Source organism: Bizionia myxarmorum (genome assembly GCF_008086205.1).
Taxonomy (GTDB): Bacteria; Bacteroidota; Bacteroidia; order Flavobacteriales; family Flavobacteriaceae; genus Algorimicrobium; species Algorimicrobium myxarmorum.
In genome coordinates this window covers 1,436,756-1,454,307 of the sequence record NZ_VSKK01000001.1, presented here as the reverse complement: position 1 = coordinate 1,454,307, position 17,552 = coordinate 1,436,756, and the positions used below count along the sequence as shown (strand labels likewise).

The 17,552-nt window shown below is 34.7% G+C and carries 12 protein-coding genes and 1 pseudogene; 3 read left to right on the top strand and 10 right to left on the bottom strand.

Annotated elements, in window-relative coordinates; all coding sequences use genetic code 11:
- Nucleotides 1–4 precede the first annotated feature (4 nt).
- Both ES674_RS06570 and ES674_RS06565 read left to right on the top strand, forming a co-directional pair.
- Nucleotides 5–187, top strand: a complete 183-nt coding sequence (locus tag ES674_RS06570; protein WP_148403156.1) for a hypothetical protein — start codon at nucleotides 5–7, stop codon at nucleotides 185–187.
- Nucleotides 188–202: 15 nt separating this feature from the next.
- Complete coding sequence (locus ES674_RS06565) at nucleotides 203–625, top strand: VOC family protein (protein ID WP_211359277.1); 423 nt, start codon at nucleotides 203–205, stop codon at nucleotides 623–625.
- A gap of 102 nt (nucleotides 626–727) precedes the next feature.
- Here ES674_RS06565 and ES674_RS06560 read toward each other — a convergent pair whose 3' ends face one another.
- The 5 genes and pseudogenes from ES674_RS06560 to argS all read right to left on the bottom strand — a co-directional run bounded on the left by ES674_RS06560 (nucleotide 728) and on the right by argS (nucleotide 6,153).
- Entirely contained in the window at nucleotides 728–1,459 is a 732-nt protein-coding gene (locus ES674_RS06560; RefSeq protein WP_148403154.1) for a YwaF family protein, read from the bottom strand.
- A gap of 17 nt (nucleotides 1,460–1,476) precedes the next feature.
- The gene (locus ES674_RS06555) at nucleotides 1,477–2,358 is read right to left on the bottom strand and encodes a bifunctional 5,10-methylenetetrahydrofolate dehydrogenase/5,10-methenyltetrahydrofolate cyclohydrolase (RefSeq protein WP_148403153.1); all 882 of its coding nucleotides are present in this window, start codon (nucleotides 2,356–2,358) and stop codon (nucleotides 1,477–1,479) included.
- Between the two features lie 70 nt (nucleotides 2,359–2,428).
- Nucleotides 2,429–2,801: pseudogene (locus ES674_RS06550) on the bottom strand (four helix bundle protein).
- A gap of 58 nt (nucleotides 2,802–2,859) precedes the next feature.
- Nucleotides 2,860–4,188 carry a signal recognition particle protein gene (gene ffh / locus ES674_RS06545; protein WP_148403152.1) on the bottom strand — a complete coding sequence of 443 codons (1,329 nt, stop codon included), beginning with the start codon at nucleotides 4,186–4,188 and terminating at the stop codon, nucleotides 2,860–2,862.
- A 186-nt stretch (nucleotides 4,189–4,374) separates the two neighbouring features.
- The gene (argS, locus tag ES674_RS06540; RefSeq protein ID WP_148403151.1) at nucleotides 4,375–6,153 is read right to left on the bottom strand and encodes an arginine--tRNA ligase; all 1,779 of its coding nucleotides are present in this window, start codon (nucleotides 6,151–6,153) and stop codon (nucleotides 4,375–4,377) included.
- 479 nt (nucleotides 6,154–6,632) lie between these two features.
- Here argS and ES674_RS06535 point away from each other — a divergent pair, with 479 nt between their 5' ends.
- Complete coding sequence (locus tag ES674_RS06535; protein WP_148403150.1) at nucleotides 6,633–8,696, top strand: tetratricopeptide repeat-containing sensor histidine kinase; 2,064 nt, start codon at nucleotides 6,633–6,635, stop codon at nucleotides 8,694–8,696.
- 3 nt (nucleotides 8,697–8,699) lie between these two features.
- On the opposite strand, the gene ctlX is transcribed toward ES674_RS06535, so the two are convergent.
- The 5 genes from ctlX to ES674_RS06510 all read right to left on the bottom strand — a co-directional run bounded on the left by ctlX (nucleotide 8,700) and on the right by ES674_RS06510 (nucleotide 17,549).
- Complete coding sequence (ctlX, locus tag ES674_RS06530) at nucleotides 8,700–9,632, bottom strand: citrulline utilization hydrolase CtlX (RefSeq protein ID WP_148403149.1); 933 nt, start codon at nucleotides 9,630–9,632, stop codon at nucleotides 8,700–8,702.
- A gap of 133 nt (nucleotides 9,633–9,765) precedes the next feature.
- A complete protein-coding gene (locus ES674_RS06525; protein ID WP_148403148.1) occupies nucleotides 9,766–13,842 on the bottom strand; it encodes an FG-GAP-like repeat-containing protein in 4,077 nt (1,358 codons plus the stop codon).
- A gap of 154 nt (nucleotides 13,843–13,996) precedes the next feature.
- Entirely contained in the window at nucleotides 13,997–14,680 is a 684-nt protein-coding gene (locus ES674_RS06520) for an SDR family NAD(P)-dependent oxidoreductase (protein WP_148403147.1), read from the bottom strand.
- Nucleotides 14,673–15,638, bottom strand: a complete 966-nt coding sequence (locus tag ES674_RS06515; RefSeq protein WP_148403146.1) for a M28 family peptidase — start codon at nucleotides 15,636–15,638, stop codon at nucleotides 14,673–14,675. The genes ES674_RS06520 and ES674_RS06515 overlap by 8 nt, the downstream gene beginning before the upstream one ends.
- Before the next feature lie 135 nt (nucleotides 15,639–15,773).
- Nucleotides 15,774–17,549 carry a pyruvate dehydrogenase complex dihydrolipoamide acetyltransferase gene (locus ES674_RS06510; RefSeq protein WP_148403145.1) on the bottom strand — a complete coding sequence of 592 codons (1,776 nt, stop codon included), beginning with the start codon at nucleotides 17,547–17,549 and terminating at the stop codon, nucleotides 15,774–15,776.
- Between the last annotated feature and the right edge of the window lie 3 nt (nucleotides 17,550–17,552).

Here is a 17,552-nt window from a genome sequence, read left to right as displayed (position 1 = left end):
AATTATGATTAAAGTTTTAGCATTAGTTTTAACGATAGGTGGAATGATTGGTTTGATACTGGGTATTCTAGGAATATTTGGAAACGATGTAGTTGGTTTGAGTCCTTGGGCCTTGACCATTTTAGGCGTCATTTTCTTTATTGCGGGCGTCACGATGCTTAAGTATAGAAAAGATGAAACCGCTTAAACCGAATATTATATGATTTCAAAAATAAGTCCATTTCACATTGCCATTCCCGTGCACAATTTAGAAGACTGTCGCCTATTTTATCGCGATGTTTTAAACTGTGAAGAAGGCCGAAGCAGCGATCATTGGTTCGATTTTAATTTCTTTGGACATCAGTTGGTTATTCACTACAAACCTAAATCAGAAGAAGTCGTTCATACCAATAGTGTGGATGGGAAATCCGTTCCCGTTCCACATTACGGCGTTGTATTGGATTGGGATAAATTTCAAGAATTTTCAGCGCACTTAAAATCTAAAAACATCGAATTCGTTATCGAACCTTATATTCGCTTTGAAGGTTTGGTAGGTGAACAAACCACCATGTTTTTTTATGATCCTGCTGGAAATGCTTTGGAGTTTAAAGCTTTCAAAGATAGGAATCAGCTATTTGCTAAATAACATTTTCTAGTTGGTTTGATAGAATTCTTATTAAATTAAAATTTCTTAAAAGAAAACAATGTAAGTGGCTATTCTAATTGGAAAAACCAGAATATCCTTAAACTAATTTCTTAAAATTTCCTTCTTTTTAGTAATATAAAATGGCAAATAAATCAATAAAAAGAATGGGATTAAAATAGCTTCCATTACTAATAAATAATATGGCCATTCACCCAAATAATCTAAAGCAGAAGCAGATTTAGGTTTTCTATTTAAATACGAATAATTAGCATCCAGTAAATAGTTTATTCCCATTACAACAACAGCATATACTTGAAGCGTTAAGAAGGATTTAAAAACACTTTTTAATGTTGGTCGCATTTTTAAAACAATCGTGGCATAAATAATAATCGTTAGTAAGCCTAAATGTACAATCCAATACCTGAAATAATCAAAACTGGGAAAACCTTCAGAAATATCAGGCGTCACAACACCTTGCAACGTTCCAGCAATTATCCAAAATAAGAGAATTTCATACATCCAATATTTCCTGAAGTAAGTGAAAACCGGAATAATCAAAGCTAAAAAGCTACATAAGAATAATGGCAAATCTTCCGACAAATTATAGCCGCCAAGACTAATTTTATGAAGATGAAATAATACGACAGCTAAAGATACGAATGCACCCAAAAGCTGAAAAATATTTTCTTTTTGTTGTTGAAGAACTCTCCGATTAGAGAAGTGAATAATAGCAATCCCCAATAGTATAGCGGAAAAAATTGGCACTAGATGTTCTGCACTACCAATTGAAACACGATTTAAAACGACTATAGATAGAATCAAATAGGAAATCATGTTGCCATATAAATAGTTTATTTTTTACGATGCAATTCACGCGCAAGAAGCGTGTTTTTCAATAGCATTGCAATGGTCATCGGTCCTACACCACCTGGAACAGGCGTTATAAAACTCGCTTTTTTGCTGACATTTTCAAAATCCACATCACCTGTAATAACATAGCCTTTTGGTGCCGTATCATCCGCAACGCGCGTAATACCGACATCAATAATTACCACATCATCTTTAACCATTTCGGCTTTAAGGAAATTAGGAACTCCTAAAGCTGTAATAATAATATCTGCTTGAGAGGTTATTTGTGTAATGTTTTTTGTGTGGCTATGGGTAGTGGTTACCGTAGAGTTTCCTGGAAAACCTCTTCGTCCCATTAAAATACTCATAGGACGGCCTACAATATGCGAACGGCCAATAACTACCGTATGTTTCCCTTTGGTTTCAACATTATACCTATCCAATAACTCTAAAATACCGAATGGCGTTGCTGGGATAAAAGTAGACATATCTAAAGCCATTTTTCCAAAATTCATGGGATGAAAACCATCCACATCTTTATCAGGATCAACAGCCATTAATACTTTTTGCGTATTAATTTGCGGTGGTAATGGCAATTGAATTATAAATCCATCGATATCTGGATTCTCATTTAATTCTGCAATTTTATCAAGTAGTTCAATTTCACTAGTGGTATTTGATAAGCGCACCATGGTAGATTCAAAACCCACACGCTCACAAGCTCTAACTTTACTTGCAACATAGGTTAAACTAGCACCATCGTTTCCAACAATAACAGCAGCTAAATGAGGTACCTTCTCCCCTTTTGCTTTCATTTTTGTTACTTCTTCCGCAATTTCATTTTTAATGTCGTTGCTTATTTTTTTACCGTCTAAAATTGTCATAAAATTCAGTTTTCAGTCGCAGTCGCAGTTTTCAGTGCCTACTATTGCGGATTACTATGTCTAAAATTAATTAGACTTCTTTAACTCCGAATTTACCCGGATTATGTATCATATAATTAATTAATTTACCAACTTCAATTCCTTTGTTGGCTAAATCAACATGCTGTTGTTTTGAAATATAATTACAAGCTAGAGCAAAAAAGTAACCATGTACTTGTTTCAGAATTTTCACCATCAGCATCCGTTAACTTACTAGTAAAATGCTTCGTATAAATTCTTTTTCTATAAGCTTCAGCTAAATTAGCGTTCACAGCTCGAGAACTTCTTCTTATTTGATCAGTTAGTGAGTATGTTTCCTCTTTCGGAAAACTTTTAGACATTTCAAAAATGCACATCGCTAAATCAAATGCCTTTTGATACGCTAAAAGATTTTTAAATTCCATTTTATAGTTACTGTTAAATTGTAAAATATGGATCATAGCTGACAACTGCGACTGAAATTTATTGCATATTCTTCATAGCCTGCATCATACGTTTTCCGCCACCGCCTTGCATCATTTTCATCATTTTACTCATTTGGTCAAATTGCTTTAATAGCTGATTAACTTCTTGAACCGATGTTCCCGATCCGCTACCAATACGTTTTTTTCTACTCGCATTTATAACAGATGGATTGGTACGCTCTAAAGGTGTCATGGAATGAATAATGGCTTCAATACCTTTAAAAGCATCATCATCAATATCAATATCTTTCATCATTTTTCCTGCACCAGGAATCATGCCGATAAGATCTTTCATATTACCCATTTTCTTAATTTGCTGAATCTGTTTTAAGAAATCATCAAACCCGAATTGGTTTTTTGCAATTTTCTTTTGAAGCTTTCTCGCTTCCTCCTCATCATATTGCTCTTGCGCTCTTTCCACAAGTGAAACCACATCTCCCATTCCTAGGATACGTTCTGCCATACGAGCTGGATAGAAAATATCAATAGCTTCCATTTTTTCACCAGTTCCAATAAACTTAATTGGTTTATCTACAACCGATTTAATAGAAATAGCCGCTCCACCACGCGTATCACCATCTAATTTTGTTAGGATTACCCCATCAAAATTCAATACATCGTTAAAGGCTTTTGCTGTATTAACCGCATCTTGACCTGTCATGGAATCCACAACAAATAAGGTTTCTTGGGGTTGAATGGCTTTATGAATATTTGATATTTCGGTCATCATAGCCTCATCAACAGCTAAACGACCTGCGGTATCAATAATCACCACATTATGCCCGTTTGCTTTTGCAAAAGCAACACCTGCTTTGGCAATAGCTACCGGATCCGTATTTCCTTTATCACTAAAAACGGCTACCCCAATTTGATCACCTACAACATGCAACTGATCTACGGCTGCAGGACGATAGACATCACAAGCTACTAATAAAGGGTTTTTAGTTTTCTTTGTTTTTAAGAAGTTAGCCAATTTACCAGAAAAGGTAGTTTTACCAGAACCTTGTAAACCAGACATTAAAATAATGCTTGGATTTCCAGATAAATTAAGGCCTTCAGCTTCACCACCCATTAACTCCGTTAATTCGTCTTTAACGATTTTAACCATTAATTGGCCTGGCTGAAGTGTTGTTAATACATTTTGTCCTAATGCTTTTTCTTTTACACGAACGGTAAAATCTTTAGCAATTTTAAAGTTAACATCGGCATCTAAAAGGGCTCTACGTACTTCTTTTAAAGTTTCGGCAACGTTTACTTCCGTAATGCTTCCGTGACCTTTTAATACGTGTAGCGCTTTATCTAACTTTTCACTTAAATTATTAAACATAATCTTATATCAATTTTAGGAGGCACAAAAATAGCAATTTCAAGTGTAAATTTAAAGTTTAGTTTGTATTATAATTATATAAAAAAGGCCACTAAAAATAGCAGCCTTAGAAACTTAATATATTTTGAAATATCTTTAAACTAAAATGTTAAGAATCCTCAAACCCATGAACGGTTGCAATAGATTCTACATACGTTCTGGGACTTGAATACCTAATAAACCAAACCCTTTTTTAATGATTTGTGCCACAGATTGAGCTAATTGTACTCGGAAAATTTTCTCCGTTTCAGAATCAGCACCAAGAATAGATACATTTTGATAAAAGGAATTAAAGCCTTTTACCAAATCGTAAATATAATTAGCCACTAAAGCGGGGCTATGGTTTTGAGCCGCATTTTGAATCACTTCTGGAAACAATTCTATCTGTTTAATCAAATCACGCTCTTTTTCGTGCAAGCTAATCTCTTTGATAGCTTGAGAATAATCGAAATCAGCTTTTCGTAAAATAGCTTGAATTCGCGCATAGGTATATTGAATAAAAGGTCCTGTGTTTCCTTGAAAATCGACCGATTCTTTAGGATCAAATAAAATACGTTTTTTAGGATCTACTTTTAAAATGTAATATTTTAAAGCACCCATTCCAATAGTTTTATATAGCTCCTGCTTATCCGTTTCCGAGTAACCATCCAATTTCCCTAATTCATTAGAGATTTCTTCAGCTGTATCCGTCATATCTTGCATTAAATCATCTGCATCTACAACCGTTCCTTCACGACTTTTCATTTTCCCACTAGGTAAATCTACCATCCCATAACTTAAATGGAATAGATTTTTAGCCCAATCGAAACCTAATTTTTTCAGTATTAAAAATAAAACCTGAAAGTGATAATCTTGTTCGTTCCCAACCGTGTAAACCATTCCGCCAACATCTGGATAGTCCGTAACACGCTGAATAGCGGTTCCAATATCCTGCGTCATATAAACTGCTGTACCATCAGCACGCAAAACAATTTTTTCATCTAGTCCGTCTTCGGTTAAATCGCACCAAACAGAACCGTCTTCTTTTTTGTAAAAAACGCCGGTTTTTAAACCTTCACTTACAAATTCCTTTCCTAATAAATAGGTTTGGCTTTCAAAGTATAAACAATCAAAATCAACACCTAAATTAGTATACGTTGTTTCAAACCCTTTATAAACCCAAGCATTCATCTTCTTCCAAAGCGCAACAACGGCTTCATCACCAGCTTCCCATTTACGAAGCATATTTTGTGCCTCCACTATTATGGGTGCTTCTTGTTTAGCCTGGTCTTCTGTTTTACCTTGACTTATAAGTTCAGCGATTTCCTTTTTATATTCTTGGTCAAATTTAACATAGTAGTTCCCAACTAACTTATCACCTTTTAAACCTGTTGATTCTGGCGTTTCGTTATTTCCATAGCGTTCCCAAGCCAACATACTTTTACAAATATGAATGCCTCGATCGTTAATTACCTGTGTTTTATATACTTTTCTACCCGATGCTTTTATAATTTCAGCAACACTAAAACCCAATAAATTATTTCGAATATGTCCTAAATGCAAAGGTTTGTTCGTGTTTGGAGAAGAATATTCTACCATAACAGCCTTCTCATTTTCGTTAGGTGATACAAAACCGAAATCGGCATTATTTAAAACTTCAGAAAAGAAATTAATATAATAAATATCTTCAATTTCAATATTCAAGAATCCTTTTACAACATTAAAACCTTTTACTAATGCTACGTTTTCTTGCAAAAACTGACCAATTTGTTCCCCAATTTGCACTGGATTTCCTTTCACTTCACGCAACATAGAAAAAACAACAACAGTTAAATCACCAGGAAATTCCTTGCGTGTTGCTTGGAATTCAACCGAAGAAATATCGACGTTATAAATGGATTTTACAGCTTCTTTTACAGCTTGTGAAAGGGTTTCTTGAAGATTCATTCGTTTGCATTTTAAGAGGGCAAAGATACTATTTTAATACAAGTTTTTGTGTTATTTTCTATCTAGACTTAAAGCTAACATCCAATCAGAGGGAATTTTTCAACTTACCAACATTTCTATTTATGCATGAAATATGCTCCAAAATTTCAAAAAATCACTCAAATAATGACATTTATACGTTAAACAGCATAAAAAGCGCATGTGCATTTCATCGACAAAAGTGTCGTTATTCCAAGATAATTACCTTTAAACGGAAACACTAAATTTGAAGAATTTCACTCTTGTCATTTCAACTAATTTATTGGTATTAAAACCTAAAAATTAGCTTATTATAACTCTTTTAACAACTTTTGTTAAGTAAATGCTATTAATCCCCAAATTGATGGGCTTTCTAACTAACTAATATTTTTTGTGCTTAAACGTTGTAAATGAAGGTTTCATAAAACCCGATTTCCAACTTGTTGTGGCCGTTTAATTGTATGAGGCAATTCATTACTTTGTTAATTTTTCTACCTATATTTTGTTTTTCACAAACAAAAGAACAGGATAGTCTTACTATACAATTAGCCTTTCAAAAACCAGACACTTCCAAAGTTAAAACGTCCCTGAAATTAATTAAAGTTCTCTACAACCAAGGTTCCTTTGATACCGCATTAAAATTTATTACAGAAAGCGAAAAATTATCCAATTTCTTAAAATTTGATAAAGGAACTGCTGAAATAACATATTTTAAAGCTTTAATTTTTGCGGAACATGATGATTATATCAATGCTCTTGACAATTATACCAAATCCAAAGATTTATTTATTGCGTTAAATGATACATTAAGTATTGCAAAAGTAAATAACAGCATTGGCATCATAGAAATTGAACGCGGCAACTACAATAAAGGCATGCAATATGCGATTTCTTCTATTTTAGAATTTGAGAAACGCGGTTTGTATTCAGAGTTATGCATGGCCTACAAAAATTTAGCGAATGCCTATGAACGCACTAACAACCGACCAAAAGCTATAGAATTTAATTTAAAGCGATTAGAGGTTGAAAAAATAATGCATAAAAAGGAAGGCATTATTGAAAGTTATAAAAAACTAGCAGAACTGTATTCCCTAGAAAAAGAAAGCAGAAAAGCCATAGATTTTTATGAAATGGTGCTTCGGGACATATCTCCAAATAATGATTCTATTAAAGGTGAAATTTTACCTAGATTAGGTGCGGAACACTTGCAATTTAGAGATTACGAAATAGCTTCCAATTATTTAATGGAAGGTTTAGCTTTAAACAGAAAAACTGAAAACTCATTAGGTCTATTAATTTCTTTAAATAATTTAGGAAAACTTAATCTTCAGCAAAACAGAACACGCCTCGCCGAGGAGCAATTAATAGAAGCTGGCGCCATTGCCAAAAGTATTGATAACCCATCCGAATTACTTATTAATTATAAATTGAGAATTGCTTTGGACTCTACCACAAGAAATTATCAAGGTGCTTTTGAGTGGCAACGTGCTTATTATACCTTAAAACAAAACATGGCTGTTGTTCATGCTGGTGAATCTAGAGAATCAAAGGAGGCTTTGCCTGGATTTACCGATATTAACGCCATCAGCGCATCGGTTGAAGCTACCATCTTGGAGCAACACGAACAAGAGAATTCTGAAAACGAAAAAAAATTAAATGATTTAAGATTTATATTTTACATTCTATTAGCGGTTTTTGCCATTGTCCTTACCTTTTTTATTTTAATTTACGTAAAACGAAATAATCGTTTAAAATACACGCGAGATTTAGAAGAGAAAAATCAGAAGATTGAATTACAAAATGCGGCCATTTTAGAACAAACCAGACATCTTGAAGATATTAACAAGGTGAAAGATCGCTTATTTTCAATTGTTTCACACGATTTAAAGGACTCTTTAACTTCCATCAAAGGATTTATAGATTTATTAAATGAAGGCTCACTTACCCAGTCTGAATTTAATTCCCTACTTCCAGAATTAAGCGAAAATGCCAACAATGCTTCTCTATTACTTTTCAACTTATTAAACTGGTCCAAATCCCAACTACAATCTTTAGAATCGCATCCGAGTTTATTTGATATTCAAGAAGTTTTCACAGAGAAAACGCATCTTTTAGAACAAAAACTAGAGAAAAAAGGGATTATTTTGCGCAATACAACCTTACGCGATTATGTATATGCAGATAGAAGTATGATAGAAATTGTTATTCAAAACTTACTGACCAACGCTATTAAATTTAGTAAATCTGGTGATACCATCACCTTGACCAATCATATAAGTAACGGGCGCAGCATCATAAGCATTTCAGATACAGGCGTGGGAATATCTCCCGAGAATATTGAAAAATTATTTAAGAATAGTACGTTTACAACCGTTGGCACTAGCAACGAAAAAGGCACAGGTTTAGGACTAACTATTTGTAAGGAATTAGTAGACCTAAACCATGGTAAAATTTGGGTGGAAAGTTCACTAAACAAAGGCAGTACTTTTTATATTGAACTACCAAAATCCAACCCTAACCCCTAAAATTTATGCTTTTGGCAAAAATATTTCTGCCATCATGCAACGTGCACTTCCACCACCGCAGGTTTCAATAGTTTCTAAAGAACTAGAAAGTATAGGACAGAAACTTTCAATCTGTGCAATTTGCGCTGCTGTTAAGCTCTTATGAGCCGCTTCACTCATTACTAAATATCGATTGTTTAAATGACCTTGAACTTGTAGCATATTGCCTGCAAAATGGTGCATTTGTTCTTCAGAAATGGCTATAACCGTTTTACCATCTTCTTTTAAGTTACTCAATACAAATTTACGCTCCTTTTTATCATCAATCGAATCTAAACATATTACCGCGAATTTTTCGGCTAAGCACATCATAACGTTTGTATGATATATTGGTAGGCGGGCATTATCCACTGTTTGGTATGCTTTAAATAGAATAGGTGCATAATCAAAATCCTCACAAAATTCTATAAATAACTCTTCATGAGCTCTGGCAGATAACGCACAATAGGCTTTTTTATTAATACGATCTAATAACAAGCTTCCTGTTCCTTCTAAATACACACCATCCTCTTCTGCTTCCGTATAATCAATAATATTTTCAATTATAAACCCGCGTTCTTCCAAATTACTGAATATATCTTCACGTCTTTCAGCGCGTCTGTTTTCTGCAAACATCGGGTAAAGAGCAACATCCCCATTTTCATGAAAACTTACCCAGTTATTAGGAAAAATAGAATCGGGCGTATCTTTAGATTTAATATCATCTTCCACAATTACGTTCACACCAACTGCTCTTAATTTTTCTACAAAAGCATCAAATTCTTCTTGAGCTTTCGCATTAATTTCAGCATTTTTTAAATCCAAATCTTCTTGGAAATAATTATTTACAGCTGTTTGTTCATTCATTCTAAAATGAACCGGACGAATCATTAAGATTGTATTGGTTGTTTGTGGCATACTATTTCAATTTGATTGCAAAACTATGATATTTTAAAGAATCATGAGCATGCTTTATCAACAAAAATAAAAATGATTTAAACAAAAAAAGACTGCAAAATGCAGCCTTTTTTTATTCGTTATATATGCGTAATTATTTACTACTACCCACAATTATTTTTTGTGAAAAATTATTTCCCGAAAGAATATACACGCCAGTTGCTGTTGTTGGTGGAATGGTAATTCTAGCAGTGCCATTAAATCCATCATACTGTGTATTTGAAATGGTAATAAGACGCCCACTTACATCATATAATTTATAGTTGTCATTTGCTGATGCATTAGTAACATAAAGATTGCCACCAGAAGCTACAGGATTTGGATAAATGGTGGATACATTGGTATTAAAGGAGTCTGTTCCCAGTGTGAAATTTTTAAAATATGGAAGCGCGAAAATATAGGCTTCAATACCCACTGTTTCACCAATTAAACGCCCCGGAATATCGTCAGCTGGCGGATGGATACCACCCCAGATTCTTGATAAACTACACTGATCGGATGCATCACGATAGGTTGCCCATTGTAGTGTAACATCCATTGATGGTCCATTTTCAAAAACTAAAAACTCATCTTTTCTTGCTACAAATTCTGCAACGCCGCCAGGGAAGTACTCATCACCTGTAATAAGCGTCATAACTTCCGCACCAGCTCTAGAGTACGTAGAATGTCCTGAAATAAAACCAGCAAAAGGTGGTGTTACGAAAGATGGTCTTTGGTAAGGCCACCAATTTTCAGATAAAATCCAACCCACGCCAGCCGTATCTGTATCCGTATTATTAACATTAGCATGCCCTTTCCATGAGAATAGTTTAATTTTACCAACATTTTGATTGAAACCACCAGCCAATGGATCACCAGCTTGTACTATTTCAATGTAACCAGGCTCCAATTTAATACCTTGAGGATGATAACTTACTAATTGGTCATCTGAACTTTGACCTAAATCTGCCATATAACGAATGGCGGAAATTGGACGAATATAATCATACCATCCTTTAATTCCCCATGCTGTAATAGCGGCATCATGCATAGCACCACTTAATATAAAGTAGGATTTTACATCCCATTCTATCGGATCTAAATCTGGACCAACACCATTAAATTTCTTCTGAAATAATGGATGATCTGAAACCTGATTTAACAACGTAAACCAATGTCCTGGAGGTGTTTCAGAATCTGGACCATCTGCCCAAAATTCTGCTAATACACGCGTGTAATCACCACGAGGCACAACTTGAGACTGATAAGGTTGATTGGTAACAGGATTTAAATTGCGTCCAGTTCCAGGATCCCCTCCATTTATATAATCATAGTAGTTTTCATACTGCGAATAATCTGATGGGAAAGCTGAAATATCTGTATTTCCAATAGCGTTTGGTGAAATATCCATCATCACGCCATCTGTAGGATCTAAATGAGCACCCCAAATAGAAACCATTGAGAAATTCCATTTATAAGCCTCACTTGAAGCACTTGTATTGGTGTTATCAATATACGGTGGTGCACTTGGGTTGTGGTACACATTATAAGTATCACCATCACGCATAAAGGTATCTTTATCACCATCATTCATAGCAAATGGAAGAACATTTCCCCATTCTGGACTTAAAAAGTTAATTACGTCGCCATCAATTAAGTTTCCACTTTGATCAATATAGGTATCTAAACTTAAGGATTGCCAGCGGTTTGGATCTGTTAAAGAAACGGCTTCGTAAGCAGGAGCTAAAGGTGGATTTACAGGAAGATAATAAGCATTATCATAACTTGTAGCTTCTCTAGCGCCATCTGAATTTCCATAATCAATTAAAATTTGACCAATGTAATTTCCTAAAGCTGCCGCGTCCCCAGTTGTATAGTCCGTTGACGTTACACCAACGCTATACCCTAATTGGGACATTAAGAAATTAAATCGCTCTTGTGTTTCAAAAGCACCAGGAGAATTTTGAAACCTATGCATTAACAACCTGTACATAGCATAACTTACTGCTTTGTTTATGTTGTTAGTTTGGTTATTTTCTGCAGGTATGAAAGGTTCTAAAGTACTCGTAAAACCATTCAATGTATTTCCTACTATATAAGTAACTGGATTATAGGCACGTGTAGGATTGGCTATTTTATCATAAATAGCCCAAGTATCGTACATAGCAACACTAGTGTGAAATAAATTTCTCGCATGAACGGTTGGTCTCGCAAAATCTTTTCGAATAGCGCTTAAAAGTGTCTCATTCCAAAGTCGAGCTATAGAAACATCACTTTGAGTTTCATAAATAACTATATTAACATTTAAAGATGCAACAGGACTAGAGCATAAAACGCTTTTTTCGGTAACCGAAATTTTACCTGTTGTATTCACACCCCATTTTACTTTAACGGTTGACGTGCCATGACCACTTATAATTTCACCGCCTGAAACTGTCCACTTTGCAACAGAATTCGGGTCGGTTAAATTATAGGTGTAATTTTCTTCTCGTAAAAAACCAACTGTTGTAGTTCCTGTTATAGCACTTGCTGGCAAATAGGTACAAGAACCATCGTCTACCGTTGCCAATGGATTGTATGAACAAGAGGTTATATCGGTACAACCTAAAACCTTAACGCTTGGAGAAATATTTAAATTCACCATATCTACACCTTCAGTCGCTTTGAAGTGCGAATCGCCAACGATGTTTGTATAGGTTTCAATTAATCCTGATGGCCATTTAATTTTAACCTCACTAATTTCAGTTTCTGTATTTAAACCAAAATGAACCGGTTTAATACTCTGTCCTAAAAATCCAACACCCGTAAAATAGCGTTTGAAAGTTCCTAAATTCGTGGTGATGCTTACCTCTGTTCCAATGGCACTTTTATTAGACGTAGTTCCTTCCAATGATAATTTAAAGTAATGTATCGGATTTGGTTCACCCACATTTAATGTGGTGTTTTCATATAAAAAGGAAGTAATATCACTATTGGTTAGATATAAATCTAAATCGCCATCGTTATCATAATCAAAATCTACGGCTTCAATACTGATAGTTAAATCATGAAGATTGGATGCAACCGTTGCATTCTCAAAGTTATTTTGACCTTCAACATACCTATTTTTATAATACACATTGTATTCGGCATTTCTGTTTTCAAACGTATATCCATTGGCAATAAACAAATCCTCATCACCATCTAAATCAAAATCAGCCAAAGTATTACCCCAAGCCCAGCCATTTCCAGCAATATTATTTGCTACACTTTGCTCTATAAAGGTATTTGTTCCTGTATTTGTAAAAAGCGCAATTTCATCAATTCCAGTAATGAAAAAGTCGAAGAAACCATCATTATTATAGTCACACATGGAAATGCCCATGTCGTCAAAATTATTATCTAAACCTACCGCATTGGCATCTTCAATAAAACCTGTTCCTGCTTGATTAAGGTATAAATAATTAATTGCATCAAAATCGTTACTAACGTATAAATCCATGTAACCATCTCCATTAAAATCGAATGGCATAGCCGTAAAACTTGATCTTGGCGTAATTTCGGCAATACCCATAGCAACGGTTACATCGCTAAAAGTTCCATCGGCGTTGTTATGGTATAATAAGTTTGTGGAACATCCGCCCCAATCATTTATATAAATATCCAAATAACCATCATTGTCATAATCAAACCAAGTAGCTCCCATATATTGGCAGTTGCTTGCTAAATTAAATCCAGCTGTTGCGGTGATATTGGCAAAAGTACCATCACCATTGTTTTGGTATAATAACACATTAAAGGTATTGGTAATAAATAAATCTGGAAAGCCATCATTATTATAATCACCCCAAAATGCACCTTGTTTAAAACCATCAAAACTATAGAAAACGCCATCTTGGCTATAATCATTAATTAACATGTTATTTAAACCTGCTGCAACCGTTACATCGGTAAAAGAGCCATCGTTATTGTTTTTGTATAATTTACTATGTGTGCGTTCCACACCATTTCTATCAATAGCTTCTGCTACCACAAAAATATCCATGGCATTATCACCATCGAAATCTGCAACAGCAACACCACTATTTTGTTCAAGGTTTCCTAATCCGGAAACAGCTTCGGCTCGTTGAAAAACTTGTGCTGAAGTTTGTAGTGCACAAGTTAAAAAAAATAGACCTCCTAATAAGCCTTTGAATAGTTGATTTTCCCTCATTTGATTAATATTTTACCCAAATGAAGACATATTTATTCTCACCTAAAAATTTATTCTACAAACTGCTAAATAATTACTTTCAATGGTAAAATACATGCCAAAATCTCTTAACTAAACGTTAAACAAAACCCTCAAGATTCTGATTTATCGAATTTTAAGGCGTCGAATTTGAAACTTGTAAAAGTTTTCCATTGTAGAATTTTTGGCCAGTTGTTGCAAATTCAAAAATATAATTCGCCATAGATTCTGGTTTTGTTGGTACTTCAAAACCTGGAAAAGCTTCCGCTAACATTTCAGTTTGAACAGCACCTAAAGCCAAGACATTAAAACAAATTCCAGATTCCTTATATTCTTCAGCCAAAAGTTCGGTTAAAGTAATAACCGCACCTTTACTGGAGCTGTAAGCCGATAATCCAGGGAATTTCATACTTCCTTGAACACCACCCATAGAACTAATGGTGAGAACATGACTTTGTTGCTTCATAAAAGGAAGAATAACACGGGTCATTTCAGCTACACCAAAAACGTTGGTTTTATAAACATATTCGAAATCGGCTAAAGTGGTTTCTGAAAACGGTTTATTTACAATGGCTCCGGCATTATTGATTAAAATATCTACCTGCTTCCATTCCTTTTTTATGAATTTTTCTACCTTTTGGAAATCGGCCTTTTCTGATAAATCAAAAGAAATTGCCGTAACATTTGCCAAATTTAGTGCGTTGACAGGCTTTTCATTTCTAGAAAGCGCCAAAACTTGATATCCATGATTGGCAAATTGTTTCACTAATTCAAAGCCTATACCTCTACTAGTTCCTGTTATAATAACGTTTTTACTCATTGTTTAATATAATTTCTTGGGTTGCCGTATTACTCATATTTTCAATTCCTGGGATAAGCTGATTAATTAAATTAGCCATATGCTCATAATCTAATTGTTCAATTTCATCATGAACATGGTGGTAGAAATCATAGTTGGATAAATCGCAAGAGGAAATAGTATGTGAAGGCATTTTAAAAACTTCATAAAACGGATAGTTATCCGAAGCTTTAAATAAATTGTATTGTTTCGCAATTTCCGATTCGCCTAAAAATTTAGAACCTACATAATCATTAATCTTTTCAGCCATATTGGATTTGCCGTAACCTGTTACAAAAGCCACATAATCGCGATCTTTAAACGGTACACCAATCATTTCCATATTAACAACCGTATATAAATTAGCATTTTCAACTTTCAAGCGGTTAGCCAAATGTTTTGAACCTAACAGGCCCATTTCTTCTGCTGAAAAAAGCACAAACATTAAACTACGCTTATTGGTTTTTTTAGCTCCAAAATAACGAGCCATAGCCAAAACAGATGATGTTCCCGCCGCATTATCATTAGCGCCATTGGCAATTGAATCGCCTTCAACCATTTTTGCTTTTGTTCCAATATGATCGTAATGTGCACCAATAATGATAATCTCATTTTTTAATTTAGGATCATTTCCTTCTAAAAAACCTACAACATTATATGCATCCATTTCTTGCACTTTAAAAGGGTCACGATAGGTTTCATAATAAGGTTTGATACCAAAAGCTTGTAGTTTTTTCTCAATATAAGTTGCTGAAACGTCTATTCCTTCGCTGCCAGTTCCACGACCCATTTGATCATCCGATGCTAAAAAAGCAACGGTTTCTTTCACTTCGTTGGCTGTAATAGTGCTATTTTCAACGGCTTGAAATTGTTGACTTTCCTGTTTTGCTTTACAGCTAAACATGCTGATGGCAACTAATAAAATGATAAGCTTTTTCATAAAAATAAATCGAGTTTACAGTAGTTAGATATAATGCTAATGATTAAAAAATGATTAAAGTTTAAATATAAAAAAATCCCGCTTGATTAAGCAGGATTTCCTATATATAAAAGCTAATACATGGTATTTATTAAATTAAACCAGCATGGTAATTGGATTCTCAATATAACCACGTAGAGTTAATAAAAATTGAGCACCTGTTGCACCATCAACCGTTCTATGATCGCATGCCATTGTTAATTTCATCGTGTTACCAGCTAATACTTGTCCGTTTTTAACAACAGGCTTTTCTAAAATAGCGCCAACAGATAAGATTGCTGAATTAGGCTGATTAATAATAGAGGTAAAACTTTCAATACCAAACATCCCTAAGTTAGAAATCGTAAAGGTACTACCTTCCATTTCTTGAGGCGTTAGTTTTTTGTTTTTCGCTTTACCAGCATATTCTCTAACAGCTGCTCCAATTTGCGGTAAGGATTGCTCATTAGCAAAACGAACTACAGGAACCACTAAACCATCAGGAACCGCAACGGCAACACCAATATGTACGTGATTATTAAGTCTCATTTTATCATCAAACCACTGCGAGTTTACTTGCGGATGCTGTTTTAAAGCTAACGCACAAGCTTTCACAATAATATCGTTGTATGAAATTTTAGTATCAGGAATAGAATTGTATTGCTCACGGAATGCCATAGCATTTTCCATGTCAAATTCTACATTTAAGTAATAATGTGGGGCCGAAAATTTAGATTCCCCTAAACGTTTCGCAATTACTTTACGCATTTGCGAATGTTTCACCTCATCAAAATCCTCTTGACCCGTAGGAACAAATTTCCCAACGGTTGCAGCAGAACTAGCTCCTGGTTTAAAGTTCTCGATATCGCGTTTTACAATACGACCATTTTCTGCAGAACCTGTTACTTGTGACAAATCGATGCCACGTTCTTCAGCCATTTTTTTAGCTAAAGGCGAAATGAAAACACGACCTGTTGAATTTGAAGTAGTAGTTTTTGCAGGAGTCGGACTTGAAGTTGCCTCTTTTTCTACTTTCGGTTCTTTCTTATCCTCTGATTTCGATTCTTTTTTAGCTTCTGGCTTCGCTTCTTTATCCGCTTTTGGTTTTTCTTCTTTTTTATCAGAAGTTGCACCAGTTTTAAAGTTTTTTGCAATACCTGAAACATCCGTTCCTTCCGGACCGATAATGGCTAAAAGTGCATCCACTTTAGCTGATTCACCTTCATCTAAACCAATATACAATAAGGTTCCAGATTGAAAGGACTCGAATTCCATAGTGGCTTTATCTGTTTCAATTTCAGCTAAAATATCACCTTCTTGAACTGTATCTCCTATTTTTTTTAACCACGTAGCAACCGTTCCTTCTTCCATAGTGTCGCTTAAACGCGGCATGGTAACAACGATTACACCTTCTGGTAAATCAGAATCGTTTGATTCTTTATTCTCTGAATCTTTAGAAGACTTCTCTTCTTTTTCTTTAGAATCATCATCAGATTTTCCCTCTTCATCTGAATCATCATCCGATTCATCTGTAGTTTCAGATTTATCTTTGGTATCTTCAGAAGCATCATCCTCATCTTCATCCTCGTCTGCAGATGAATCTTCTTCTTTTGTGGCTTTTGAACCGCCTTTAAGTAAATCCGAAATATCTTCACCTTCTTCACCAATAATGGCTAAAAGCGTGTCTACTTTTGTAGTTTCACCTTCTTGAACACCTATATGTAATAAGGTACCTTCATGAAAGGATTCAAATTCCATTGTGGCTTTATCAGTTTCAATTTCAGCAAGGATATCACCTTCTTCAATCTTATCTCCAACTTGCTTTAGCCACGTTGCCACGGTACCTTCTTCCATGGTATCGCTTAAACGGGGCATGTTTATAATTTCAGCCATTGT